The sequence below is a fragment of the Streptomyces sp. NPDC056169 genome, from assembly GCF_042268445.1.
Taxonomy (GTDB): domain Bacteria; phylum Actinomycetota; class Actinomycetes; order Streptomycetales; family Streptomycetaceae; genus Streptomyces.
This window is the reverse complement of the sequence record NZ_JBHJUO010000007.1, coordinates 275,610-299,096: the sequence shown is the minus strand read 5'-3', so window position 1 is coordinate 299,096 and position 23,487 is coordinate 275,610. Positions and strand designations below refer to the sequence as shown.

Here is a 23,487-nt window from a genome sequence, read left to right as displayed (position 1 = left end):
CCGCACTCACCCGAGGGGCCTTATCCGCACGAACTTCGCCGACAGGACGGGACCGAGCTCGCCGACGATGGCGTGGCCGGGCTCCTGCGGGGAGGGCAGGTCGCCGAGGAACGAGGTGACGATGACCTCGTCGATGCCGATGACACCGCGACAGCTCTGCTCCTCCAGGAAGTCGAGCGTGCGGCGCCAGTCGGCGGCGGTCGGGTCCTCGCCGAGGAAGGAGCGGACGGTGCCCTGGACGACGTCCCAGAAGAAGACGTGCGGCAGGACACCGCCCTGGGCGAAGACATGGGTCTCGTACGCGCCCCGGAACTCGGGGATCCGGGTGACGAGGTCACTGACCAGCTGGACGCTCGGCGTCGACGTCATCGGCAGCCCACTTCGGAACGGTCCCTGTGATGTCGGGTACTCCCGTCCAGAATGCTCCTCCACCACCCGTACGTCCCGCCGCTTTTGCGCTTTCCTGACGACGACTTTCTCCGGGTTTTCCACAGGGGGTGCGAAGTGTCCCTCTTCCGTGGATCGTTGGGCGTATGTACGAGTTGGCGATCCTCGCGAGGGGCGGGGTACTCCTCACGGTGTGGGCGCTCGCGGCGGGCTGGTCCCGGGGCCGGCTGGCGGGGTGCCTGCGCCGGGACAGGTGGCAGGGGATCTGCCGGGGCGCGTGGGCGGTCCCGGGCAAGGAGGTGGACTGGCGGGTACGGGCGACGGCGCTCCAGTTCCTCCGCCCGGAGCTGGTGTGCAGCCACGGGACGGCGGCGCGGCTGCACCGCATCGAACTACTGGGCGGGCCAGTCGCCCCGACCTCCCCTGACTTCCCTACCTCCCCGACCTCCCCTGACTTCCTTACCTCCCCTGACTTCCTGGACTTCCTGGACTTCACGGCCCCGGCGTCGTCCCGTTCGACCCACGACACCCGGAACCGGATACGGGTCCACGCCACGGCCTCCCTCACGGCCGGGGACCGGTCGGTACGGCGGGGGCTGCGGGTGACGACCCCGGCGCGGACGGTCGGCGACCTCATACGGAGCTGCGGCAGCCGCGAGGAGGCGGTCGTCGCGGCGGACTCGGCGCTGGCGTGGAGGGCGGTCGGGGGCGTACGGCGCGAGGCCCTCGTCCGGTACGAGGAGTTGGCCGCCGAACTCGCCGCGCCGAGATCGGGCGGGCCCCGGGCCCGGGCCTGGCTGCCCCTCACCGAGGCGGCCTCGGGCTCCCCGGCGGAGTCGGTGGCCCGGCTCCGGATGCGGGACGCGGCACTCTTCCCGGAGTCGCAGCCGCCGCTCCGGACGGCCGAGGGCGGCCGGACCCTGCGCCCCGACTTCCTCTTCCGCGAGGCGGGACTGGCGGTGGAGGTGGAGGGCTACGCCTTCCACGGCACGCGCCGGGCCCACGAACGGGACGTCGCCCGCTTCGACGCGCTCCAGTCCTGCCCGGAGGTCCGCCGTGTCCTGCGCTTCACGGCGAGAGAGGTCTTCACGGCCCCGGACCGCATGACGAGAACGATCCGGACGGCCCTGACCTCGCTCGCGACCTGACTAAGGTGCGGTCGTCCGGGGGAAGGAGACCTCGACGCGCCGGTTCTTCTTACGACCCTCCTCGGTGCCGTTGTCCGCGATCGGGTAGTCCTCGCTGTAGCCCCGGACGTCGAAGGACGTCCCGGGGTCGAGGTTCCGGGCGAGGACCTGCTGCACGGCGACGGCGCGCTGCTTCGAGAGCTTGAGCCCGTGCTCGTACGTCCCGAGGTTGTCGGTGAACCCGAAGACCCGGACGCGTCCGGAGCCGAGCTTGTTGACCTCGGCGCCGATCGCGGCGATCCGGGCGGTGGCGGCGGGGCTCAGCTTCGCGCTGTTCTTAGGGAACAGCACCTCGGCCTGGAGCGCGAAGGTCACGTCCACGTTGGTGTCCTGCCGCCGCTGCTCGCCGCCCTCCTCCTCGACGATCTGCTTGATGTCGAGCACCTTGGCGGGCGCGAGGGTGGCGCCGTCGGGAAGCATGAGCCCGGGCGCGTTCGCGTCGATGACCGGCGGCGGCGAGGCGGAGCCGGCGGAGCCGGGCGGATCGTCGGCGTACGCGATGGGCACGGTGAGCGGCCAGAGCCCCACAGAGACGAGGGCCAGAGCGGCCAGGCGGCGGTTCGTCGTCGTCATGGCGTCGCCTCAGGAGAGTTTGAGGGTGGCGGGTTCGAAGGTGGGGAGCTGGAAGGAGACGTCGGTGGTGGTGGCGGGGGGTGCGGGGAATTGCATGAAGACCTCGGCGGTCTCCCCTGCGGAGAAGATATCGAGCGCCGTGGTGGTCAGCGGTCGCCCGTCTGTGTCCCGCAGAACGTAGTACCTCTTCTTGCCGACGGAGTCCACGAGGGTTGCACCACCCAGAGAGTTGCCGTGCTTCACAACCTCGTTCTCGTCGCCCCTCATCTGAGAAGGAAGAGCAACGGCAGAATCCGAGGTGTTCTTCAAATGGCCCTTGACCGTCAGGAAGCCGCCCGAATCACGTTGCGCGGAATTGATCGAAAGTTCCAAACCCTTCTGCCCCTTGAGGACGGCCAGCGTCTCGGTCGGCACCTCCGTGCTCGGCGTCTGCTCCGCTTGGGTCTTCTGGGTGGCAGCGGTGGTCGCGGCTGGCTTGTCTGCCTTCGGCTTCTCCTCAGCCCCGCAACCTGCTACGAGAAGAGCCACCGCCGCGACTGTGAGGGAAGCCAATCCCCTTCGTGCGTACCGAACGTTCATGAAGCGCGCTTCCTTTACTCGTCGTCGGAGGTCATTTGGACAGTCGGACCGTGAAGAGATCGACGGCTTCCGGCAGGGTCGGCTTCTCCGGATCGATCTCCCACGCAACCCCGTCGCACACGAGCCCGACGATCGGGCTCTCTTCCTCCTCTTCACCCTCGCCGGGTGGCGTCGGCGTGGATGGAGGCGGCTCCGAGGGGGGCTCCTGCCCCTCGAACTCGCAGCGAGGTTCGATCACTGCCGAAGCAGATGCTGTTGCAGGATGCGACTCCGTGCCATTCGTACGCACCGTCACATGGAAACCCCCTGAATCGAGGGGCTCACATGCGTCTCCCGAGAGTGCGGCACCGTTCAGGGATGCGAACTCCGCCGCCTGGTCACACGCGACGTCACTGTCGTAGTCCAGTCCGTCGACGAAACCGCCCCACTGACCAGGGTCGCGGATCACCTCGAACCAGCCCTCCCGTAGCTGCTCCCGAGCATCTTGAGCAGCGGCTAGGGCTGCTGCATCGGCGGCAGTCTGGGCGCCGTTCCGAGTGAATGCAGCCTGACCCACCGCAAAGTAGGCGAACGCAAGGAACAGCAGGCCTCCGACGACCGCGATATAGACAGGGAATGCCTGGCCCTCATCGCCTCGCCGCAGGCGCCCGACTACTTCGTCAGGTCGGCAATCTTCTGCGTGATGGCGTTCTTGATCGAGCTGCCGATGTCCGTGCCGGTGATCGCCACCACGATCGCCACCACCACCACAATGATCCCGAGGTACTCCACCGCCGTCTGCCCGCGGTCCCTCGTGGGCCTTGTCGTCCAGCTCCAGGCCCGGATCTTGGCCTTGGTCACGGCCTTCAGCATCGCGTCGTTCATCGTGGTCCCCTCCGCGTTCAGACGCCTGCGCACCGGCACGGTACGCCGGTGGTCGTGTCGGCGCACAGGGCCCGTGGGCCCATCTGTGGGTGCCGGTCATCGGGTCGGCCTGGTGCCCAGCCAGGAGGCTATGGCCTCGGCGCGCGTCGTGGTGTGGAGTTTGGCGAAGATGCGGTTGACGTGGTTCTTGACCGTCTTCTCGGTGATGAAGCAAGTCGCGGCGATCTGCCGGTTGTTCAGGCCCGTGGCGATCAGGTCCATCACTTCCACCTCTCTCACACTCAGTCCGCACTCTGTCACATGTGGTTGCGCGCGCGAAGCGGGATCGTCATCCTGCGGTGGGATTGAGACAGTTGCCGCCGTCGCGCGCAACGACCGCAGCAGCACCTCCGACGCCGTCGCCGTGAAGCGCGCCCTCCCCTCCCCCACCTCCCGTACCACTCGCAGCAGTTCGTCCGTCGTGAACTCTCCATGGACCAGGTACCCGCCGGCCCCCCTCCTCAACGCCTCCTCCACCGTCTCCGGGTCCCGGCTGTGGGTCAGCATCAGGACCGGGGCCAGGCGCGCGAGGTGCGGGAGGGCCGTGAGGCCGTCGTGCGGGGGCATGCGGACGTCGAGGAGGATGACGTGGGGGCGCGTGCGGAGCGCTTCTCGGAGGGCCTCGCGGCCGTCCGACGCCTCCGCCACCACCGCGATGCCGGCACGGCCCCCGAGCAGGGCTCGCAGGCCCGCCCGTACCACCGGGTTGTCGTCGGCGACCAGGACGTTCAGGGGCGGCCTCATCGCGTCGCGCCCAGGGGGATCTCCAGGCGGACCTCCGTGCCCCGCGCCCCGTCCCCCCGGCCGATCCGGAGCCGCGCGCCGACGCCCGCCGCGCGTTCGACCATGCCCACCAGGCCGAAGTGGCCGGAGCCGCGCAGCCCGTCCAGGGTGGTGCCGGGCGGCAGGCCCCGGCCGTCGTCGCGGACGCTGATGCGGAGGAGGCCCGCGTGGACTCCCGCCGTCACGTCGATGCGGGTGGGGTGGGCGTGGCGGACGGCGTTCTCCATCGCCTCGGCGGCGATGGAGAGGAGCTGGCGGGCCATCGGGTACGGGACGACAGGGGGCGCCCCGTCGCCGACCGAGCGGTAGGCCGCCTCTATTCCGGAGCCTTCCCACCGGGTACTCAAATCCCTTACCCGGTTCTTCAGTTCCGAGGTGACGTCGACGCCCGCCCTCACCCCTCCGTACGACTGGCTGCGCAGGTCCGAGAGGAGTTCGCGGGACTCGGCCGCCGCCCGGCGGGCCGCCCGGGCCACGAGTTCCGCGCGTTCCTTCGTCTCGGTCGGGTCCGAGCAGGAGGCGAGCGCGTCGGCCGCCAGGGCCAGGCCGTGGAGTGTGGTGGAGACGGAGTCGTGCATCTCCCGTGCCAGTCGGGCCCGTTCGACCTCGACCGCCTGCGCGGCCGCCAATCCGGCCCGTGCCTCCGCGAGCGCCTGCGTGGCCGCCCCGAACCGCAGCAGCAGGTTCCGCAGGGTCACGCCGAGCGCGCCGGTGATCACGCACAGGCCGGCCAGGAGCAGGACCTCGCCGCGTACGGCGAGCAGGACGAGGCCCTGGAGGCAGGCGAAGAAGGCCGCGCCGCGCCGGCCGTAGGCGAGGCCGGCGAGGAGGGGCGTGCAGACGCTGACGTACGCGAGCGTGCTCTGCGGTCCCGCCGTGACGAGGAGCAGGGCGCCGAGGAGGGTGTCGGCGGCGAGGAGGGCGGGGTGCCGGAGGAGGAGCGGGCCGAAGCGTTCCCAGTCCCGGAAGAGGACGTAGGAGGCCATGAAGGTGACGACCGTCGCCGCGCCGACGAGCCACACCGGCAGGCCGGGGGCCGCGCCGAGCAGTGCCGCCGGGGCGGCGAGCGCGATCATCGCGAGGCGGAAGCCGAAGACCTGGCGGCACATCGCCTGGAGCGCGTTCGTCTGGATCGCGGAGCCAGGCGGCGCGGCTCCAGGGCGTGTGGGCGGCTTCATCGCCGGCTCACTCGCCCGTGACCGAGCCGAAGTCGGTGCCCGTGCCCAGGAAGAGGCCCGCGCCGAGGAGGATCATCGTCGCCGGGACCATCAGGGTCGTGATGACCATGGTGGCCTTCGGGACCGCCTTGGCCGCCTTCCGGCGGGCGTTCTGGGCGTCCGTCCGCCGCATGTCGTTGGCGATCTGTATGAGTGTGTCCACGATGGGGGCGCCTAGCTCCTCGCCCTGCTGGAGCGCCGTGACGAACTGTGCGACCTGTTCCGAGTCGTTGCGGCGGCGCAGTTCGTCGAAGGCCTGGCGGCGGCTGACACCCATGTCCATCTGGCGCAGGGTGATGCGGAGTTCGTCGGACCAGGGGCCGGCGTACTGCTCCGCGACGCGTTCGAGGGCCTGCCGGAAGCCGAGTCCGGCGCTGACGACGACGGCGAGGACGTCGAGGAAGTCGGGCAGGGTCCGTTCGATCTGGTCCTTGCGGATGCGGACGGCGGACCAGATGCCGACCTCCGTCCAGAACGCGCCGAAGGCGAAGAGGAGGAGCGCGACGAGGACCGACCCCCGCGCGAGCATGAGCAGGCCGCCGAGGACACCGAGGAAGCCGTAGACGGCCCGCCTCGCCCCGTACCGGTCGATGGTGAGTCCGCCGGGGTTGCCGGCGAGGTCGATGCGGCGGCGTACGGCGTTGACCCGCTTCGGGCCCATGAGGCGCAGGACGGCGGGCGAGTAGCGCATGCCGAGCCGGTCGACGGCGGAGTCGACGGCGCCGGTACGGGTGGCACCGACCTCCAGGGCGAGTTTGAGGTCGTCGGGGAGGCGGGCGTCGGCGCGGTAGAGCCGCAGGCCGTAGGCGATGCCGGCGACGGCGAGGCCGGCGAGCAGGGCGAGAAGGAGGTCCATGGCGCGCGCCCGTCCTATACGTCGATCTTGGAGAAGCGGCGGATGGCGGCGAAGCCGACCACGTACAGGGCGCAGGCGGCGACCACGGCGAACTGTCCGACGGTCGAGCTGGTCATGCGGTCGAGGGCGCCGGGCTGCATGTTGTCGATGAGCAGGAGGGAGCCGACGCCGATGACGGGGACGGCGTACGCGGTCATGCTCACCTGGGAGAGCTGGGTGCGGACCTCGCGCCGGGTCTCCTTGCGTTCCTCCAGCGTCTCCGTGAGGTTCCGGAGGGAGGAGACGACGGTGCCGCCCGCCCGGTTGGCGAGGACGAGGGTGGTGACGAGGACGACCAGTTCGCGGGAGGGGAGTCGCTCGGCGAGCTCGCCTAGCGCGTCGTCGAGGGAAGTGCCGACGGCCAACTGCTGGGCCACCTTCTCCAGTTCGTCACCGGCCGGCGACTCCAGCTCGTCGGCGGCGAGGCTCAGCGCCATGCGCAGGGCGAGTCCGGCCTGGGTGGCGTTGGCCAGGATGCGGGAGAGTTCGGGGAGTTGGTTGATGAACTTCTCGATGCGCTTCTGCCGCTGCCAGTTGAGGAAGCCGAGGGCCACCCACACGCCGAGGAGCCCGCAGATCGGGCCGAAGAACGGGGAGAGCGCCGACTGCCCGACCGCCCACAGGACGGCCACGGTCGCCGCGAGGCCGACGGTGAACTCGCCGGGGGTGACGTCGAGTCCGGTCGCCGCGATCCGCAGCTCCAGCTTCCGGCCGAGGGACGTCCGGCGGACGCGCCGGTCGATGCCCCGGAAGTGGCGCCTGCGGCGGCCGGCCGCCTCGGGCTCGTTCGTCTCGTCGAGCCGGGCGACGAGCTCCGCGTGGCGGCGGGCCCCGCTCGTGTACACCTGGAGGCCCGTCACGCCGAGGACGCAGCAGAGCAGCGCCACGCCGAGCGTCAGCCACACGGGATCGGTCATCAGCCCTTGCTCCTAGTTCGCTTCTCGGGTGGCGAGGTAGTCGTCGGTCGCGGCCACGCCGAAGGCCTGCGGGATGGGCTGGCCGGCCATGTAGAGCCGCTCGGCGACCCGCCGGGGCAGCGGGTGGTACGTGAACTGCCCGTACACCCGGCCGTCGGCGGCGACCGGCTGCGCCTGGAAGCGGCAGATCGTGGCGAGCAGGAAGCGCTCGCGCCCGTGGGAGGCGAGGACGGCGATCTCGGTGATGCGGCGGGTGCCGTCCGGGTGGCGGGTCAGCTGGACGAGGACGTCGACCGCGCTGTTGATCTGGTCGCGGAGCGCCTCGAAGGGCACCTTGACCTCGGACATCGAGGCGAGCGTCTGGAGCCGCATCAGGGCGTCCTCGGCCGAGTTCGCGTGGACGGTGGCGAGCGAGCCGTCGTGGCCGGTGGACATCGCCTGGAGCATGTCGAGGGTCTCGCCGCCGCGGACCTCGCCCACGATGATGCGGTCGGGGCGCATGCGGAGGGAGTTGCGGACGAGGTCGCGGATGGAGATGGCTCCGCGGCCCTCGATGTTCGGCGGGCGCGCTTCGAGGCGGATGACGTGGGCCTGCTGGAGCTGGAGCTCCGCCGAGTCCTCGATGGTGATGATCCGCTCGCCCTCCGGGACGAGACCGGAGAGGGCGTTGAGGAGGGTCGTCTTCCCGGTGCCGGTGGCGCCGGAGACGATCAGGTTGAACTTGGCCTGCACGAGCCCGGAGAGCAGGAGCAGCATCTGCTCGTCGAGCGAGCCGAGGCCGATCATCTCGTGGAGCGTGTACGCGCGGGGGAAGCGGCGGATGGTGAGCGTCGCCCCGGTGAGGGAGAGCGGCGGGATGATGACGTTGACGCGCTCGCCGGACGGGAGCCGGGCGTCGACCATGGGGTTCGACTCGTCGACGCGGCGGTTGACGGTCGAGACGATCCGCTCGATGGTCTGCATCAGCTGGTCGTGGGAGGCGAAGCGGAGCGGGAGGAGTTCTACGCGGCCGGCGCGCTCGATGAAGATCTGGTCGGGGCCGTTGACCATGATCTCGGTGATCGAGGCGTCTTCGAGGAGCGGTTCGAGGACGCCGAGCCCGAGCGCCTCGTCGACGACGCGGCGGATCAGCTGGGCGCGCTCGGCGGTGGAGAGCACGGGGCCCTCGCGGCTGATGATGTGCCCGAGGACGCGCTCCAGGCGGGCACGCCGTTCGGCGGCCGCGAGCGCGGACATCTCGGTGAGGTCGATCTCCTCCAGGAGCTTGGCGCGGAAGGCGGCGACGAGATGCCCGTCCTCCCGGCCGGCTCCGGCGCCCTTGTCCTCGGGGGCGTTGATCCGGGCACGCAGACTCATGACGTGTCGTCCCTCCTTCTCATTCGTCGTCCTCGGTGGGCGGGGTGCGGGGCATGGTGGCGGTCTTGACGATCGGGTCGAAATCCCAGAAAGGGAGGACGGGGGGGATCTCGACACGGACGGTGATCACGACTGCCTCGGCGCCCCCCTCACAACCCCCGATCTCGGGGTCGACCCAGCCGCTCACGGCCGCGCGACCCGCCGTCTCGCAGTCCGGCGCGTTCTCTTCGTCGGTGGTCGCCGCCCGCGCGGCGGCGCGGGCCGCCGTGCCCGCCTGCTGGGCGGCGTACGCGGCGATGCCGAGCTGAAGGCCCGCGAGCCCGACGATGAGCAGGATCGGGAGGAAGCCGAGGTACTCGATGGCGACCTGGCCTCGATCACGAGCCCTCTTGCGGAGGTGTTCCCTCATGGCCTCAGGCCCTCTTCCGAGATCGCGCCCGCTGTGGCCGACACGTCGAAGAGGCCGCCCACGCCCGGGAAGAGGACAGGGACCCGGATCGTCACCACCGCCGTCGACATCCCGCCGCTCGTCGAGCAGGACGGTTCATGGGCGCCGCTCCTCCACGCACCGTCCAGGTGACGCAGCGCGGCGCCCGCGCAGTCCCCGTCCACCGATTCCGCCCGCGCCCCCTCGTCCGCCGCATTCGCCGCCAGCGTGTACGTGTACCCCACCAGGACGACCTGCCAGAGCAGCGCCAGCGTGAGCAGGATCAGCGGCACCATGCCGAGGAACTCGATCGCCACCTGCCCTCTGTCGTCGTCCCGGTAGGCCGCCCGCATGGCTCAGCGTCCTCCGGTGCGGCGGCGCAGGCCGAGGGAGCCTCGGTCGCCGGCGCGGGCGAGCTGCTTGCCCGCTGCCGGGGCCGTCGGCTGGACCAGGCCCAGTTCTCCCGCGAGGGCCCACAGCGCCTGCTTGACCGTCGATTTCGCGTCGAGGTCGTGCAGCCGGCCCGCGTCGACGACGGCCTGGAGTTCCTTGAAGTTGGCGGGGACGGAGACGCCCGCCGTGCGCGTGCCGGTGATCTTCTGGACGAGGGGCGGCTGGATCTCGGTGGACCGGTGGTGGCGGTTGACCAGGGTGATGGTCTCCTCGGCCTTGCGTACCTGGAGGCGTTCCCACATCCGTACGGTCCTCTTGGCGGCGCGCACGGCGACCACGTCCGGGGTGGTGACGAGGAGCGCGGTGTCGGCCATCTCGATCGCGGCGGCGTTGGCGCCGGTGAGCTGGTTGCCGCAGTCGACGACGACGACCTCGTGCCGGGCGCGCAGGGCGCTGACGATCTGGCGGGCGGCGCGGTCGGTGACCTCCTCGCCGCGCTCCCCCTCCGCCGGGGCGAGGAGCAGTGCGAGGCCGGTCTCGTGGACGAAGACGGCGTCCTGGAGGACGCGGGGCGAGATGTCGGCGATCGCGGCGAGGTCGGCGGCCGACCGCCGGAACTGGACGTCGAGGTACGAGGCGATGTCGCCGCCCTGGAGGTCGAGGTCGACGAGGGCGACGCTCCGTCCGGAGGCGCGGGCGGCGAGGGCGAGGTGGACGGCGGTGACGGTGGTGCCGACGCCGCCCTTGGCGCCGCTGACGGTGACGACGGTGCCGCCGGGTCCGGTGGCGAGTTCGGCCCCGGCGCCGAGGTGGCGGCGGACTCCGGCGGACCACTGGGCGGCGGCCTGGACGCGGCTGGCGAGCTCCTCGTATCCGAGGGGGAGGGTGACGAGGCCGCGGGCGCCGGAGTCCATGGCGGCGGAGAAGAGGACGGGGCTGGCGTCGGCGGTGATGAGGACGACGCCGACGGCCGGGAAGCGGAGGGCGACCTCGCGGACGACGTCGAGTGCGGGGACGGGTCCGATCCGCTCGTGGACGAGGACGACTTCGGGGAGTTCGTCGAGGGACTCGGCGGCGAGCCGGGCGAGGGTGTCGACGAGCTGGGTGGAGTCGGTGACGGGCGCGGCGGGTTCGGCGTCGGGCAGCTGGCTGAGCAGGGTGACGACGGACCGGGCCGCGTCGGGGTCCCCGACGGCCGGCAGGATCCTGGTGGTCATACCGGCCTCACTTGTCCTTGTCGAGCGTGTAGGTGCGGTCGCGCTGGTCGGCCGGGGCGCCGCCGGTGGCCGGGGCGACGAGGGCGAGGCGTACGTGCTCGGCGAAGGACTCGGCGTACGCGACGCGCTGGGTGTCGAGGGTGGAGAGGGCGAAGCTGATGGGCACGGCCTCGGCGGCGGCGCGCCCGGAGCGGTCGTTGCGGTTGTCGATGGGGGTGAGCTGGCCGACGGAGAGGACGCGGGCGCCGGCGACGATCATCCGCGACTGGGAGGGGTCGTCCTTCTTCTCGCCGGCGAAGGTGGCGTAGATGTTGACGGTGGCGCCGGCGTTGATCTTTCCGGCGACGCCGGTGGCCGCGTCGATCATGATCGCGATCTCCTGCTCGCCCGGCTCGAGTTCGGGCCGCTCCACGATCATGTCGGTCTGGAGCAGGGAGCCCTTCCTGAGTTCGGTGACGGCGATCCTGCCCTCGATCTGGCGGAGATCGGTGACGGCGGTGGCGGAGAGCCAGCGCTTGGGCATGGAGATCTTCTCGAACTGGTCGGCCCTCAGCGGGGTGTAGGGCTTCACGTTCCCGTTGAGTCGGTACGCGGTGACCTCCGGGCCGACCTTCGCGTTCACGTCGCTGATGACCGTGAGGACGCCGGCGAAGGCCCCGAGGGCGCACAGGACGGAGAGCAGCAACAGGATCACGCCGCGGCGCTGGCGGGAGTTCATGGCCGTACTTCCTCGATCGGAGACGTGGGTCTGGGCGGGCGGGGGTGGCGGTGGTGGTGCGCGGCGGTGCTCACGGGACGGTGCGGGGGTCGATCGCGTGGCGGGGTGCGGGCGCCGGTGCCGCGCCGAGGGCCCGTGCGGCGCCGGGGGCTCGCGTGGCGCCCCGGGCCGGCACCGGGTCGAGCGCCGGAGCCGTGGCGCGGGCGGCGCCGAGTACCTGGGCGGCGCCGGGCGTCTGGGCCGCGCCGAGTGCCTGGGCCGCGCCGAGTGCCTGGGTCGCTCCCCGGGCCACCGCGGCCTGCGGAGGGGCGAGCGCCGCCAGCGGGGCCGTGCAGAAGCCGCAGCGGTCGCCGATGAGCTCCATCCCGCACCAGTGGCACGTCTCGCGCCGGACGGAGGCGACGAGCTGGTAGAGGACGGGCAGGTCGGGCAGGTACGCGACGAACTCCACGAGCTTGCCGGTGCCCCACCAGCCGGGCGAGGTCTCGGGCAGCCCGGTCTCCTGGACGGGGCTCTGGATCTGCCAGGCGGGGACGAGGGCGGTGGTGGGCCAGTCGGTCTGGAGCTGGCCGCGCGCGACGAGGAGCTGGGTGGCGAACTCCGGTCCCGCCAGGCGCTGGTCGCCCGCTCCGCCGAGCCGGACGATCTGCGGCGTGGGTCCGGCGAGGACGGCGAAGTGGGCCCCGGGCAGCCAGCCCTTGAGGTGGGAGGAGAGGCTGACGGGTACGCGGTCGAGGCGGGAGACCGAGCCCAGTACGGCCCCCGCGTAGATGTAGTGGGCGAGCAGCCGGGCGGCGGAGGCGAGCACGCCGGGGCTGAAGTCGCAGGCCGCCAGCTGCCGTAACTGCCGGACCAGGACGGCCGCGCCGAGGGGTGGCAGGTCGGTTCTGACCAGCGCGATCCGGTCGCTTTCGAGGAGGCCTCGGACGGCGTGCAGGCGCCGCTCGACGGCGGCGGGGGCCGAGGTGGGGCAGACGACGACCACGCTGCCGTACCGCGCGAGGAGGTGCTGCATGTCGGCGACGGAGGCGTCGAGGGACCGTGTCTCGGGGGCCGGGAGCACGGCGGCGTCGGGCGTCTGCGGGTCGGTCGGCGGCAGCACCAGGTCGGCGCTGGTGACCGCGATCGCTGTCGGCACGTCAGACCCCCGTCCCCTCCGGCCTCCGGGGTCCCGGGGGCCGCAGATCACCTACCGCGTTCGCGGCGTCACCGCAGGGCGCCGCCGCCTCTGCACTTTATCCACGCCACCCGGGGTGGTGAACACACAATCCGCCAAGCTCCCCCGACTTTCTTTGGGCCTAGCAATGGGCCCACCGGCCCTTTTCAACCCGCTCGAACACCGCTTGCCGCCAGAGGTCTTGACAACGCGATTGGTCTGGACCAACTTGTTGCGACAACGGTGGCCACCGTCCGCACCCCCGCACCAGCCTCGTACCCCCGTACGAGCCCCTCCGTACGACGACGTACGGCACCTCCACATCCCCAACTCCCCCACCGGAGGATGCACGTGGACCGCACCACCACCCGCCCGCACGGACGTCGATGGCTCGGCGGAGCCCTCGCGCTCGCCGTCGGCTCCGGGCTCGTCCTCGTCGGCGGAGCCGGCACCGCCCAGGCGGCCGACGTCAACGTCGCCAAGAACGCCGGGTTCGAGAACGGCCTCGCCAACTGGTCCTGTTCCGCGGGGAGCGGCGCCGCCGTCTCCTCGCCGGCGCGCACCGGGACCGGCGCCCTGAAGGCCACCCCGGCCGGTCTCGACAACGCCAAATGCGTGCAGACCGTGGCCGTGAAGCCCAACTCCACGTACACGCTGAGCGCCTGGGTCCAGGGCGGGTACGCCTACCTCGGCGCGAGCGGCACCGGGACCGGCACGGGCAGCGTCTCCACCTGGACGCCCGACAGCGCCGCCTGGAAGCAGCTCACCACCACCTTCACCACCGGCGCGAGCACCACCTCCGTCGAGATCTACACCCACGGCTGGTACGGCACCTCCCCCTACGTCGTCGACGACGTGAGCGTCTTCGGCCCCGACGGGGGCGGCGGCCAGGACCCCGACCCGGTCGTCCCGGCCACTCCCGCGGGCCTCGCCGCCGGCACGGTCACGTCGAGCTCCGTCGCCCTCAGCTGGGGCGCGGTCTCCGGCGCCACGGGCTACAAGGTGTACCGCGACGGCGCCAACCCGCAGGCCGTCACCGGCACTTCGGCCACGGTCACCGGCCTCACCGCCGACACCGCCTACCAGTTCCAGGTCGCCGCGACGAACTCCGCGGGCGAGTCCGCCAAGTCCGCCGCCGTGTCGGCCCGCACCTCCAAGGTCACCGACCCGGGCCCCGGCCCGGCCGTCCCCAAGCACGCGCTGACCGGCTACTGGCAGAACTTCAACAACGGCGCGACCGTCCAGAAGCTGCGGGACGTCCAGTCGCAGTACGACATCATCGCCGTCTCCTTCGCCGACTCGACCACCACGCCCGGCCAGATCGTCTTCAACCTCGACCCGGCCGTCGGCTACGCCTCCACCGCCGACTTCAAGGCCGACATCGCGGCCAAGAAGACGGCCGGCAAGTCCGTGATCATCTCGGTCGGCGGCGAGAAGGGCAACGTCACGGTCAACAGTGACGCGAGCGCGACCGCCTTCGCGAACAGCGCGTACGCCCTGATGCAGGAGTACGGCTTCAACGGGGTCGACATCGACCTGGAGCACGGCATCAACTCCACCTACCTGACCAAGGCGCTGCGCCAGCTCTCCGCCAAGGCCGGTTCGTCGATGGTCCTGACGATGGCCCCGCAGACCATCGACATGCAGAGCACGGGCACCGAGTACTTCAAGACGGCGCTCGCCGTGAAGGACATCCTCACCGTCGTCAACATGCAGTACTACAACAGCGGTTCGATGCTGGGCTGCGACGGCAAGGTCTACAGCCAGGGCTCGGTGGACTTCCTCACCGCGCTCGCCTGCATCCAGATCCAGGGCGGTCTCGACCCGTCCCAGGTCGGCCTGGGCGTCCCCGCCTCCACGCGCGGCGCGGGCAGCGGCTACGTCGACCCGCAGATCGTGAAGAACGCGCTCGACTGCCTGACCAAGCTCACCGGCTGCGGCACCTACAAGCCGGCCCAGGCGTGGCCGACGGTGCGCGGCGCGATGACCTGGTCGACCAACTGGGACGCGACGGCCGGCAACGCCTGGTCCAACGCCGTCGGCCCGCACGTCCACAACCTCCCCTAGCAGTACGGGGGTTCCCGCGCAGCGCCGCCGCTCCCCCGGCGGCGCTGCGTCGTGTTTCGCCGTACGCCGGACACCGGCCGGACCCGACCTGCGCGGTGTGGAATCCGCCGACCTGACGGGCCGCCGCGACCTCGGCGCGGAAGCGGGCGCGGAAGCAGGCGCGGAAGCAGGCGCGGAAGCAGGCGCGGAAGCAGGCGCGGAAGGACGGGTCGGAGGCGAGTTCCGGCCGTGCGACCTTGACGGCGACGGCACGCCCGCCGCGCGATCGGGCCAGGTAGACGGTTCCCGTGCCGCCCTCGCCTAGCTTGTGCTCGATGACGTATCCACCGATGAGGGTCCCCACGCCGGACAGTATGGCCGAACTCCTCATCTTGACCGGTCCATGACATAGCTTCACCATGTGGCCGGACACCCGCACGAGTTTGTCGCACTCCCCCACACTCCCCACCCAGGAGACAGCATGCGACGTCCCACCCGCGGCAGAAGGTCCGCCACCCTCGCGGCCCTCGTGGCGCTCGCCCTCGCGGCGCCCCTCTCCGCCCTCTCCTCACCCGCCGGGGCCGACCCCGCGCCGACCGCCGCCCGGATCGCCTCCGGCGCCGAGGAGGTGATCCGGCAGTACGAGATCGCCGGACCGTCCACCCCGGCCGCCCGCACCGCACTCACCGCCACCGGCGTCTCGATCGACGAGGTCGACGCCCGCTCGGTCGTCGTCAGCGCCAACGCCGAGCAGCTGAAGAACCTCAAGGCCCTCGGCTACCGGCCGGTCGCCCTCCCCGGGCCGCCGAACCGCAGCACCGCCGAGGACCACACCCGCGACCAGACCCTCGGCCCGCTCGACTTCCCCTCCGCCGACGCGAAGTACCACAACTACGCGGAGATGAACGCCGAGATCGACCAGCGGCTCGCCCAGTACCCGTCGATCATGCGCAAGCAGGTCATCGGGAAGTCGTACCAGGGCCGGGACATCATCGCGATCAAGATCAGCGACAACGTCGCCACCGACGAGAGCGAGCCCGAGGTCCTCTTCACCCACCACCAGCACGCCCGCGAACACCTCACGGTCGAGATGGCGCTGTACCTGCTGCGCGAGCTCGGCGCGGGCTACGGCACCGACTCCCGGGTCACCAACGCCGTGAACGGGCGCGAGATCTGGATCGTCCCGGACCTCAACCCGGACGGCGGCGAGTACGACATCGCCTCCGGCTCGTACCGCAGCTGGCGCAAGAACCGCCAGCCCAACTCCGGCTCCTCGTACATCGGTACGGACATGAACCGGAACTGGGACTACAAGTGGGGCTGCTGCGGCGGCTCTTCCGGCTCCAAGAGCTCCGAGACGTACCGCGGCGCGGCCCCCGAGTCGGCCCCCGAGGTGAAGGTCGTCGCCGACTTCGTCCGCTCCCGTACGGTCGGCGGCAAGCAGCAGATCACCGCGGCCATCGACTTCCACACCTACAGCGAACTGGTCCTCTGGCCCTTCGGCTGGACCACCGCGAACACCACCACCGGCATGACCCAGGACGACCGCGACGCCTTCGCGACCGTCGGCGGGAAGATGGCCTCGAGCAACGGCTACACGCCCGAGCAGTCCAGTGACCTCTACATCACGGACGGCTCGATCGACGACTACCTGTGGGGCACGCAGCGCATCTTCGCGTACACCTTCGAGATGTACCCGTCCTCGTCCGGTGGCGGCGGCTTCTACCCGCCCGACGAGGTCATCGAGCGCGAGACGAGCCGCAACCGCGACGCGGTCCTCCAGCTCCTGGAGAACGCCGACTGCATGTACCGGTCGATCGGCAAGCAGGCGCAGTACTGCACGGCCTGACGACCGGTACGACGTGAAGGGCGCCCCGGCGGCGGCACGCCGGGGCGCCCTTCCCTGTTCGTCATGGGTCAGCCGAGGACGGCGAGCGCGTCGATCTCGACGAGGAGGCCGGCCGGGAGGCCGACGTACACGGTCGTCCGGGCGGAGGCCGGGGCCTTGAGGCCCTCCTCCTGGAAGTACTGGTTGTAGATCGAGTTCATCTCGGCGAAGTGGTCCACGTCGGTGAGGTAGACGCGCATCATCATGACGTCGTCCCAGGTCGCGCCGCCCTCCTCCAGGATCGCCTTGACGTTGGCGAAGGTCTGGAGGGTCTGCTCGCGCAGGGTCGGGCCGGCGACCGTGGGCGCCTCGCCCTCGACGGCGGGCAGGAAGCCGACCTGGCCGGCGACCTGGAGGATGTTGCCCTTCCGCACGCCGTGCGAGAACTTCGCGGGCGGGGCGGTGTGGGTGGCGGGGGTGAGGGCGGTCTTCTCGGTCGTCATGCGCTGGCTTCCTTCGTCGGGGTGGTGCCGGAGTACTCGCGGCTGATGGCGTCCGCGGTGCGGCGCACCAGCGGGAGAAGGGTGAGGAGTTCCTCCGCCGTGACGACCACGTTGGGCGCGGAGACCGACATGGCGGCGACGACCCGGCCGTCGGCGCCGCGGATCGGCGCGCCGACGCAGTTGATGGACTCCTCGTGGCCGCCGAGGTCGGTGGCCCAGCCCTGTTCGCGCACGGTCGCCAGCTCCTTGAGGAAGGCAGCGGCATTCGGGGTCGAACGGGGCGTGTACGGGGGGTAGTCGAGCTTCGCGGCGACGGCACGGCGCTCGGGCTCGGGCAGGTCGGCGAGGAGCAGTTTGGCGACGGCGGCGACGGTGATCGCGACCGGCTTGCCGATGCGGGAGTACATCCGGACCGGGTAGCGGCTCTCGACCTTGTCGATGTAGAGGACCTCGCCCTCCTCGTACACGGCGAGGTGGATCGTGTGCCCGATCTGCTCGTTGAGCGCGGCGAGATAGGGGTGGGCGATCTCGCGGACGTCGAGGTTCTCGACGGCTTCCTGGGCGAGGGCGAAGAGGCGGGCGCCGAGGCGGTAGCGCTGGTCCTGCTGCCGGTGGACGAGGCCGTGCTCGTGGAGGGTGCGCAGCAGGCGCAGCGCGGTCGACTTGTGGACGCCGAGCCGCTCGGCGACCTGCCCGAGGTCGGCGGGGCCCTGTGCGAGCAGCGGCAGGATGCTGAGCGCCCGGTCGACGGTCTGGCTCATGGCGTACGTACCTCCTGGTCGTCCCCCGTCCAGCCGGGGCCGAGGTGAAGTGTCTCCCAGGCGCCCGCGCCGAGGGCGGCCAGCCGGTCGGCGTGGGCGCGGCGGGGAGGGACGGCGACGTCACCGGGAACGGTGAGGGCGGCGGCGGCCATGAGGTGGCCGTGGCGGATCCGCGCGGTGGTGTCGAGGCCGCGGAGGGTGGCGGAGAGGAATCCGGCGGCGAAGGCGTCCCCGGCACCGACGGACGCGACGACGTCGACCCGGGGGGCGGGGACGGAGGTGGGCCGACATTCAGCCCCGCCGGCGTTCGAGGCGCGGGGGTCCGGGGGCAGCGCCCCCGGTTCGGGAAGGGGCGGGGTGGGGGAAGAAGCCGCGCAGCGCTCGAACACGACCACCCCCTCCCCTCCCCCCTTCACCACGAGGACCGCCGGTTCCGGCAGCGCGCCCCGGATCGCGGCCGGGTCGCGGAGCCCCCACAGCGCCTCCGCCTCGTCCGCGCCGACGAAGACGAGGTCGGCGCGGCCGGCGAGGTCGAGCAGCACGTCGGGAGCGGTGCCGTCGCGCCACAGACCGGGCCGGTGGTTGACGTCGAAGGAGACGAGCGGGCGGCCGGGGCGGGGCGCGGTGAGCTCCCGCACCAGGGCGAGGCAGTCCGCGGAGAGCGCGGCCGTGATGCCGGTGAGGTGGAGGATCCGCGCATCGGCGACGGAGTCGTAGGGGACGGTCGCGGGCGACATGGCCGAGGCGGCGGAGCCGGCCCGGTAGTAGACGACCTCGTGGGCGTCGGTGGCCCGGTCCGCGTCGGTACGGAAGTAGACGCCGGTCGGCCGGTGCGGGTCGCGGCCGACGGCGGTGACGTCGACGCCGTAGCCGCCGATGGTGTCGACGAGGTGGTCGCCGAAGCCGTCCCGGCCGACGCGGCCGACCCATTTCGCGCGGTGCCCGGCGGCGGCGAGGGCGCAGGCGACATTGGACTCGGCGCCGCCGATCGCGCGGGCGAAGGAGGGGACGTCGGCGAGGCGCCCGGGCCGGGAGGGAAGGAAGGTGACCATGGACTCGCCGAGGCAGACGACGTCCGGGGCGGTGCCCGCGGACGGGGTTCCGGTCACTCTGGTGCTCCCCGCGCTCCTACGGGTCCATTGACCCGGCCTTGGCCCGGATGTTAGACAGCCATGAGCAAGATGCGCAATGACCGTTGCATTGAGTGCAACGCTGGACGAGGAGGCCCCGTGCCCGACCTGGCAAACGAGCGAGTCGACCACCGCTTCAAGGGGCTGCCCCCGGACGCCGAGGGCCTGACCGTCGGCGAGCTGGCGGCCCAGCGCCGCTCCCTCTTCACCGGCGGTTTCACGACCCCCGTCCTCGCGCTCTCCGCCGAGTCCGTCGAGCACAACCTCCGCCTCCTGGAGGTCTACGCCGAGCGTCACGGCCTCGCCTTCGCCCCGCACGGCAAGACCTCGATGGCCCCCCAGCTCTTCGACCGCCAGCTGGAGCACGGCGCCTGGGGCATCACCGCCGCCGTGCCGCACCAGGCCCGCGTGTACCGCGCCCACGGCGTCGCCCGGATCTTCCTCGCCAACGAGCTCGTCGACGCCGTCGCCCTGCGCTGGCTCGCCGCCGAGCTGGACGCCGACCCGGACTTCCGCTTCGTCTGCTACGTCGACTCGGTCCGCGGCGTGGAGCTGATGGACGAGGCGCTGCGCGCGGCCGGCGCGTCACGGCCGGCGGACGCCCGCCCGGTCGACGTCGTCGTCGAGCTCGGCGCCGGCGAGGGGGCCCGTACCGGCGTCCGTACGGAGGCGGAGTGCGCGGCCGTCGCCGACGCCGTGGCCGCCACCACCACGCTCCGACTCGTCGGAGTCGCCGGGTACGAGGGCGAGGTGCCGCAGGCGACGCCGGAGCGGGTCGACGCCTGGCTGCGCCGACTGACCGCGCTGGCGGTCGAGTTCGACAAGGCGGGCAGGTTCTCGGCCGACGCGGGCGAGATCGTCGTCAGCGCGGGCGGCAGCGCGTGGTTCGACACGGTCGCCGAGGTCTTCGCCGAGCTGCCCGAACTCTCCCTCCCCACACTGAAGTTGCTGCGCTCGGGCGCGTACGTGTCCCACGACGACGGCCAGTACCGCAACCTCACCCCCTTCAACCGGGTCCCCGAAGAGGGCGCGCTCCAGCCCGCGTTCAGGCTCTGGTCGCAGGTCGTCTCCCGGCCGACCCCCGAGCAGGCGTTCACCAACGCGGGCAAGCGGGACGCGGCCTACGACCTCCACCTCCCGGAGGCGCAGGTCGTCCGCGACGCCCGCACGGGCGAGGTCCGCGCCGCCGAGGGCGTCACCGTCACCGGCCTCTCCGACCAGCACGCCTGGCTCCGCACGGCCCCCGGGGCGGACGTGGAGGTCGGCGACTGGGTGGGCATGGGCCTGTCGCACCCGTGCACGTCCTTCGACAAGTGGCAGCTGATCCCGCTGGTCGAGGCGGACGGCACGGTCGTCGACTACATCCGCACGTACTTCTAGAAGGAGTCGGCATGGACCTCGTCTTCCGCGACGCGGAGGTGGTCGACGGCAGCGGCGGCCCCTCCTACCGGGCCGACGTGGCGATCGACGGCGGCCGGATCGCCGCGATCGTCAAGGAGGGCGCGGCCGCCGGCTGCCAGCGCCCCACCGCCCGCCGCGTCGTGGACGCCGAGGGCCTCGCGCTCTCCCCCGGCTTCATCGACATGCACGCCCACAGCGACCTCGCGCTGCTCCGCGACCCGGACCACAGCGCGAAGGCCGCACAGGGCGTGACGCTCGAAGTCCTGGGCCAGGACGGTCTGTCGTACGCGCCCGTCGACGACCGCACGCTCGCGGAGGTCCGGCGGGCGATCGCCGGCTGGAACGGTGGTGCGCCCGGGGACACGACCCTGGACCTGGACTGGCGCACGGTCGGCGGCTACCTGGACCGTCTCGACCACGCGCACGGCGGCCGGGGGATCGCGGTGAACGCGGCGTACCTGGTCCCGCAGGGCACGGTCCGGATGTACGCGATGGGCTGGGAGGACCGGCCCGCCACCGACGCCGAGCTGAACCGGATGCGGCGGCTCGTCGCCGAGGGCCTGGAGCAGGGCGCGGTCGGCATGTCCTCCGGTCTGACGTACACCCCCGGCATGTACGCGCCGGACGCCGAGCTCACCGAGCTGTGCCGGGTCGTCGCGGAGTACGGCGGCTACTACTGCCCGCACCACCGCTCGTACGGCGCCGGCGCCCTCCAGGCGTACGAGGAGATGATCGCCCTCACCCGCGAGGCCGGCTGCGCCCTCCACCTGGCCCACGCCACCATGAACTTCGGCGTGAACGAGGGCCGGGCGCCGGAGCTCCTGGCCCTCCTGGACGAGGCCCTCGACGCCGGGGCGGACATCAGCCTCGACACGTACCCGTACACCCCGGGCAGCACCACCCTCGTCGCCGTCCTCCCCAGCTGGGCGAGCGAGGGCGGCCCGGAGGCGGTCCTGACCCGCCTCCGCGACGAGGGGACGGCGGACCGGATCCGCCACGACCTCGAAGTGGTCGGCTCGGACGGCTGCCACGGAGTGCCGATGGACTGGCACACGATCGAGATCGCGGGCGTGACGGACCCCGCCCTCACGGACCTCGTGGGCCGCCGCCTGGACAGCTGGACGACGGCCCGCCGGCTCCTGCTCGACGACCGGCTCGGGACGACGATCCTCCAGCACGTGGGCCACGAGGAGAACGTCCGGACGATCATGCGGCACCGGGTCCACACGGGCGGCTCGGACGGCATCCTCCAGGGCCTCAAGCCGCACCCGAGGGCGTACGGCACGTTCCCGCACTACCTCGGCCGGTACGTGCGCGAGCTCGGCGTCCTCTCCCTGGAGGAGTGCGTCGCCCATCTGACCTCCCGCCCGGCGGCCCGCCTCCGCCTCCCGGACCGGGGCCTGGTCCGCGAGGGCCACGTGGCGGACCTGGTGCTCTTCGACCCGCGAACGGTCGCGGCGGGAGCGACGTACGCCTCCCCCCGCACCCTCCCGGTGGGCATCCCGCACGTCCTGATCGCCGGCGAGTTCACCGTGGAGGACGGCAAGCGCACGGACGCCCTGGCGGGCCGCTCCATCCGAAGAACCCCGACGGCCTGACGACGGAGCCAGGGCGAGGAAGCGCGCCCCCTAGGGCCGCGCCCCCGTCGGCTCCGGCGCGGCGACGGGCGTCGCCCCCTCCCACCGCTCCCGCCGCATCCACACGAGCCCCGTCACGACGACGACCCCCGCCACCACGAACCCGTACCAAGGCGTGCGACCCGACGGCGCCGTCTCGTACACCAGCGCCGCCGACAGCACCGCCAGCACCTGCCCCGCACGGCTCCGCCAGGCGACCGCCGCGACGACGACCGTGCCCCACAGCAGGTACCACGGCTGCACCATCGGCGAGAGCGCGACGAGCGCCACCAGCGAGAGCCCGAGCCCGAGCACCGGATCCAGCGCCCCCCGCCACGCCCGCCAGGCGAGTACGAGGATGACCGCGACGGCGACGGCGAGACCCGCCGTCTGCACGGCGCCCTTCACCGGATCGGGGTCGTCCGCGACGAGCAGTCCGAGGCCGAGCCCGAGGTCGCTCGTCACCGAGAGCGCCGTGTGGATCGCGCCGGCGACGCTCTGCGTCCGCAGCCACCCGAACCCGGTCCCGGCGGCCAGCGTCGCGCCCACGGCGACCCCGCCCGCCACGAGCCCCGGCAGCACCAGTCCCTTCGCCACACCCCGCACGCCGCCACCGTCCCGGCGCGCGATCATGACGCCGATGAAGAGCAGGGCCACCGCCGCCGGCGATTTCACCATCATCGCGAGCCCGACGAGGACGCAGCCGAGCACCCACCGCCCGCGCACCGCGAGGAGCACGCCGCTCAGCATGAGGCCGATCATCAGCCCGTCGTTGTGCATACCGGCGACGACATGGATCAGCAGCAGCGGATTGAGCGCGGCCAGCCACACCGCACCGTCCCGGCCTCCCGCACCCCCGCCGAGCCCCCGTACGGCCCAGACGATCAGCGCGAGCGCGCCGAGGGCGATCAGCCGCATCCCGAGCACGGCCGGCACGATCGCCCCGCCGGTCGCCTTCACGACCACCTCGGCGAGGAGCAGGAAGACGGGCCCGTACGGTGCTGGGGTGTCGGTCCAGTGGCCGCCGACACTCGCCGCCGCGTCCGCGCCGAGGTCGCCGGGGCCGAGGACGGAGGGCCCGCCCCCGTAGACGTCGTGGCCTTCGAGGACCATCGCGCCCTGGGCGATGTAGCTGTAGACGTCGGCGCTGTAGAGCGGCGGGGCGAGGAGCAGCGGGGCGGTCCAGAGGCCCAGGGTCCGGAGAACCCCGTCCCGCAGGCCCCGCGCGAACAGGACGCCGTACCGCCACCAGGCGGCGACGAGCAGGGTCAGGCCGAGGTACGCGAGGACGGCGCCGGCCACGGTGAGGGCGGAGCCGCGCGGCTCCCACAGGCCCCAGCCGCCGCGTACGGGCAGCGTTCCGGCGGCCCACCCGCCCACGGCGACGGCGAGCGATCCGGCAGCACCCAGCCACCGGCATCCGGAGGCACTGAAAACCCACATGACGTGCCAACCTATCCCGGCCGGAGCCCCGCCCTCACCGTCGGGGACCCC

24 protein-coding genes and 2 pseudogenes are annotated in these 23,487 nt (G+C 72.1%); 5 read left to right on the top strand and 21 right to left on the bottom strand.

What is annotated here, in order from left to right:
- Positions 1 to 6: 6 nt before the first annotated feature.
- Complete coding sequence (locus tag ACFC0G_RS13910) at positions 7 to 369, bottom strand: hypothetical protein (RefSeq protein WP_376402165.1); 363 nt, start codon at positions 367 to 369, stop codon at positions 7 to 9.
- Positions 370 to 533: 164 nt separating this feature from the next.
- Between ACFC0G_RS13910 and ACFC0G_RS13905 the strand changes: the two genes are divergently transcribed.
- Positions 534 to 1,535, top strand: a complete 1,002-nt coding sequence (locus ACFC0G_RS13905) for a hypothetical protein (protein WP_376402162.1) — start codon at positions 534 to 536, stop codon at positions 1,533 to 1,535.
- Here ACFC0G_RS13905 and ACFC0G_RS13900 read toward each other — a convergent pair whose 3' ends face one another.
- From ACFC0G_RS13900 to ACFC0G_RS13830, 15 genes and pseudogenes are all read right to left on the bottom strand, one after another.
- Positions 1,536 to 2,147, bottom strand: a complete 612-nt coding sequence (locus ACFC0G_RS13900; RefSeq protein ID WP_376402160.1) for an OmpA family protein — start codon at positions 2,145 to 2,147, stop codon at positions 1,536 to 1,538.
- 9 nt (positions 2,148 to 2,156) lie between these two features.
- A complete protein-coding gene (locus ACFC0G_RS13895) occupies positions 2,157 to 2,675 on the bottom strand; it encodes a hypothetical protein (protein WP_376402157.1) in 519 nt (172 codons plus the stop codon).
- Positions 2,676 to 2,757: 82 nt separating this feature from the next.
- Entirely contained in the window at positions 2,758 to 3,174 is a 417-nt protein-coding gene (locus tag ACFC0G_RS13890; RefSeq protein WP_376402399.1) for a hypothetical protein, read from the bottom strand.
- A 45-nt stretch (positions 3,175 to 3,219) separates the two neighbouring features.
- Positions 3,220 to 3,369 (bottom strand): annotated as a pseudogene (locus ACFC0G_RS13885) (pilus assembly protein TadG-related protein); the annotation flags it as partial.
- An 8-nt stretch (positions 3,370 to 3,377) separates the two neighbouring features.
- Positions 3,378 to 3,590, bottom strand: a complete 213-nt coding sequence (locus ACFC0G_RS13880; protein ID WP_376402154.1) for a Flp family type IVb pilin — start codon at positions 3,588 to 3,590, stop codon at positions 3,378 to 3,380.
- A gap of 96 nt (positions 3,591 to 3,686) precedes the next feature.
- Positions 3,687 to 4,373 carry a response regulator gene (locus tag ACFC0G_RS13875; protein ID WP_376402151.1) on the bottom strand — a complete coding sequence of 229 codons (687 nt, stop codon included), beginning with the start codon at positions 4,371 to 4,373 and terminating at the stop codon, positions 3,687 to 3,689.
- On the bottom strand, positions 4,370 to 5,590 hold the full coding sequence (locus ACFC0G_RS13870) for a sensor histidine kinase (protein WP_376402148.1): 1,221 nt from the start codon (positions 5,588 to 5,590) through the stop codon (positions 4,370 to 4,372). The genes ACFC0G_RS13875 and ACFC0G_RS13870 overlap by 4 nt, the downstream gene beginning before the upstream one ends.
- A gap of 7 nt (positions 5,591 to 5,597) precedes the next feature.
- On the bottom strand, positions 5,598 to 6,485 hold the full coding sequence (locus tag ACFC0G_RS13865) for a DUF5936 domain-containing protein (RefSeq protein ID WP_376402145.1): 888 nt from the start codon (positions 6,483 to 6,485) through the stop codon (positions 5,598 to 5,600).
- Between the two features lie 14 nt (positions 6,486 to 6,499).
- A complete protein-coding gene (locus tag ACFC0G_RS13860) occupies positions 6,500 to 7,441 on the bottom strand; it encodes a type II secretion system F family protein (RefSeq protein ID WP_376402142.1) in 942 nt (313 codons plus the stop codon).
- A gap of 12 nt (positions 7,442 to 7,453) precedes the next feature.
- Entirely contained in the window at positions 7,454 to 8,797 is a 1,344-nt protein-coding gene (locus tag ACFC0G_RS13855) for a CpaF family protein (RefSeq protein ID WP_376402139.1), read from the bottom strand.
- 19 nt (positions 8,798 to 8,816) lie between these two features.
- Positions 8,817 to 9,206 (bottom strand): TadE/TadG family type IV pilus assembly protein, encoded by a 390-nt coding sequence (locus tag ACFC0G_RS13850; RefSeq protein WP_376402136.1) that lies wholly within the window; start codon positions 9,204 to 9,206, stop codon positions 8,817 to 8,819.
- Positions 9,203 to 9,577 (bottom strand): TadE/TadG family type IV pilus assembly protein, encoded by a 375-nt coding sequence (locus tag ACFC0G_RS13845; protein ID WP_376402132.1) that lies wholly within the window; start codon positions 9,575 to 9,577, stop codon positions 9,203 to 9,205. Before ACFC0G_RS13845 ends, ACFC0G_RS13850 begins: the two co-directional genes overlap by 4 nt.
- Positions 9,578 to 9,580: 3 nt before the next feature.
- Positions 9,581 to 10,834: a CpaE family protein gene (locus ACFC0G_RS13840; RefSeq protein WP_376402129.1), complete on the bottom strand. Its 1,254-nt coding sequence runs from the start codon at positions 10,832 to 10,834 to the stop codon at positions 9,581 to 9,583.
- Positions 10,835 to 10,841: 7 nt separating this feature from the next.
- Positions 10,842 to 11,552 (bottom strand): Flp pilus assembly protein CpaB, encoded by a 711-nt coding sequence (cpaB, locus tag ACFC0G_RS13835; protein ID WP_376402126.1) that lies wholly within the window; start codon positions 11,550 to 11,552, stop codon positions 10,842 to 10,844.
- A 70-nt stretch (positions 11,553 to 11,622) separates the two neighbouring features.
- Positions 11,623 to 12,690, bottom strand: a complete 1,068-nt coding sequence (locus tag ACFC0G_RS13830) for a hypothetical protein (RefSeq protein WP_376402123.1) — start codon at positions 12,688 to 12,690, stop codon at positions 11,623 to 11,625.
- 363 nt (positions 12,691 to 13,053) lie between these two features.
- Between ACFC0G_RS13830 and ACFC0G_RS13825 the strand changes: the two genes are divergently transcribed.
- Positions 13,054 to 14,775, top strand: a complete 1,722-nt coding sequence (locus tag ACFC0G_RS13825) for a chitinase (protein WP_376402120.1) — start codon at positions 13,054 to 13,056, stop codon at positions 14,773 to 14,775.
- An 85-nt stretch (positions 14,776 to 14,860) separates the two neighbouring features.
- On the opposite strand, the pseudogene ACFC0G_RS13820 reads toward ACFC0G_RS13825, so the two are convergent.
- A pseudogene (locus tag ACFC0G_RS13820) lies at positions 14,861 to 15,145 on the bottom strand (hypothetical protein); the annotation flags it as partial.
- A 90-nt stretch (positions 15,146 to 15,235) separates the two neighbouring features.
- Here ACFC0G_RS13820 and ACFC0G_RS13815 point away from each other — a divergent pair.
- Positions 15,236 to 16,603, top strand: coding sequence for a M14 family metallopeptidase (locus ACFC0G_RS13815; protein WP_376402117.1), 1,368 nt, complete (start codon positions 15,236 to 15,238; stop codon positions 16,601 to 16,603).
- Between the two features lie 68 nt (positions 16,604 to 16,671).
- On the opposite strand, the gene ACFC0G_RS13810 is transcribed toward ACFC0G_RS13815, so the two are convergent.
- From ACFC0G_RS13810 to ACFC0G_RS13800, 3 genes are read right to left on the bottom strand one after another with little or no spacing between them, the layout of a single operon-like run.
- The gene (locus ACFC0G_RS13810; protein ID WP_376402114.1) at positions 16,672 to 17,085 is read right to left on the bottom strand and encodes a RidA family protein; all 414 of its coding nucleotides are present in this window, start codon (positions 17,083 to 17,085) and stop codon (positions 16,672 to 16,674) included.
- Complete coding sequence (locus tag ACFC0G_RS13805; RefSeq protein WP_351819487.1) at positions 17,082 to 17,846, bottom strand: IclR family transcriptional regulator; 765 nt, start codon at positions 17,844 to 17,846, stop codon at positions 17,082 to 17,084. The genes ACFC0G_RS13810 and ACFC0G_RS13805 overlap by 4 nt, the downstream gene beginning before the upstream one ends.
- Positions 17,843 to 18,898 (bottom strand): sugar kinase, encoded by a 1,056-nt coding sequence (locus ACFC0G_RS13800; RefSeq protein WP_376402390.1) that lies wholly within the window; start codon positions 18,896 to 18,898, stop codon positions 17,843 to 17,845. The genes ACFC0G_RS13805 and ACFC0G_RS13800 overlap by 4 nt, the downstream gene beginning before the upstream one ends.
- A 129-nt stretch (positions 18,899 to 19,027) precedes the next feature.
- On the opposite strand from ACFC0G_RS13800, the gene ACFC0G_RS13795 reads away from it, so the two are divergent.
- Positions 19,028 to 20,356 (top strand): amino acid deaminase, encoded by a 1,329-nt coding sequence (locus ACFC0G_RS13795; protein ID WP_376402110.1) that lies wholly within the window; start codon positions 19,028 to 19,030, stop codon positions 20,354 to 20,356.
- A gap of 11 nt (positions 20,357 to 20,367) precedes the next feature.
- Entirely contained in the window at positions 20,368 to 21,975 is a 1,608-nt protein-coding gene (locus ACFC0G_RS13790) for an amidohydrolase family protein (protein ID WP_376402107.1), read from the top strand.
- A 30-nt stretch (positions 21,976 to 22,005) separates the two neighbouring features.
- Here the strand turns inward: ACFC0G_RS13790 and mptB are convergent, their stop codons facing one another.
- Positions 22,006 to 23,436, bottom strand: coding sequence for a polyprenol phosphomannose-dependent alpha 1,6 mannosyltransferase MptB (mptB, locus tag ACFC0G_RS13785; RefSeq protein WP_376402104.1), 1,431 nt, complete (start codon positions 23,434 to 23,436; stop codon positions 22,006 to 22,008).
- Positions 23,437 to 23,487: the final 51 nt, after the last annotated feature.

Coding starts and splice junctions, on each gene's coding strand:
- ACFC0G_RS13860 (WP_376402142.1), bottom strand. CDS start 7,441: ATGACCGATCCCGTGTGGCTGACGCTCGGCGTGGCGCTGCTCTGCTGC.
- ACFC0G_RS13810 (WP_376402114.1), bottom strand. CDS start 17,085: ATGACGACCGAGAAGACCGCCCTCACCCCCGCCACCCACACCGCCCCG.
- ACFC0G_RS13850 (WP_376402136.1), bottom strand. CDS start 9,206: ATGAGGGAACACCTCCGCAAGAGGGCTCGTGATCGAGGCCAGGTCGCC.
- ACFC0G_RS13880 (WP_376402154.1), bottom strand. CDS start 3,590: ATGAACGACGCGATGCTGAAGGCCGTGACCAAGGCCAAGATCCGGGCC.
- ACFC0G_RS13845 (WP_376402132.1), bottom strand. CDS start 9,577: ATGCGGGCGGCCTACCGGGACGACGACAGAGGGCAGGTGGCGATCGAG.
- ACFC0G_RS13790 (WP_376402107.1), top strand. CDS start 20,368: ATGGACCTCGTCTTCCGCGACGCGGAGGTGGTCGACGGCAGCGGCGGC.
- ACFC0G_RS13805 (WP_351819487.1), bottom strand. CDS start 17,846: ATGAGCCAGACCGTCGACCGGGCGCTCAGCATCCTGCCGCTGCTCGCA.
- ACFC0G_RS13870 (WP_376402148.1), bottom strand. CDS start 5,590: ATGAAGCCGCCCACACGCCCTGGAGCCGCGCCGCCTGGCTCCGCGATC.
- mptB (WP_376402104.1), bottom strand. CDS start 23,436: ATGTGGGTTTTCAGTGCCTCCGGATGCCGGTGGCTGGGTGCTGCCGGA.
- ACFC0G_RS13795 (WP_376402110.1), top strand. CDS start 19,028: ATGCGCAATGACCGTTGCATTGAGTGCAACGCTGGACGAGGAGGCCCC.
- ACFC0G_RS13865 (WP_376402145.1), bottom strand. CDS start 6,485: ATGGACCTCCTTCTCGCCCTGCTCGCCGGCCTCGCCGTCGCCGGCATC.
- ACFC0G_RS13815 (WP_376402117.1), top strand. CDS start 15,236: ATGCGACGTCCCACCCGCGGCAGAAGGTCCGCCACCCTCGCGGCCCTC.
- ACFC0G_RS13840 (WP_376402129.1), bottom strand. CDS start 10,834: ATGACCACCAGGATCCTGCCGGCCGTCGGGGACCCCGACGCGGCCCGG.
- ACFC0G_RS13855 (WP_376402139.1), bottom strand. CDS start 8,797: ATGAGTCTGCGTGCCCGGATCAACGCCCCCGAGGACAAGGGCGCCGGA.
- cpaB (WP_376402126.1), bottom strand. CDS start 11,552: ATGAACTCCCGCCAGCGCCGCGGCGTGATCCTGTTGCTGCTCTCCGTC.
- ACFC0G_RS13875 (WP_376402151.1), bottom strand. CDS start 4,373: ATGAGGCCGCCCCTGAACGTCCTGGTCGCCGACGACAACCCGGTGGTA.
- ACFC0G_RS13910 (WP_376402165.1), bottom strand. CDS start 369: ATGACGTCGACGCCGAGCGTCCAGCTGGTCAGTGACCTCGTCACCCGG.
- ACFC0G_RS13800 (WP_376402390.1), bottom strand. CDS start 18,898: ATGGTCACCTTCCTTCCCTCCCGGCCCGGGCGCCTCGCCGACGTCCCC.
- ACFC0G_RS13900 (WP_376402160.1), bottom strand. CDS start 2,147: ATGACGACGACGAACCGCCGCCTGGCCGCTCTGGCCCTCGTCTCTGTG.
- ACFC0G_RS13825 (WP_376402120.1), top strand. CDS start 13,054: ATGCACGTGGACCGCACCACCACCCGCCCGCACGGACGTCGATGGCTC.
- ACFC0G_RS13905 (WP_376402162.1), top strand. CDS start 534: ATGTACGAGTTGGCGATCCTCGCGAGGGGCGGGGTACTCCTCACGGTG.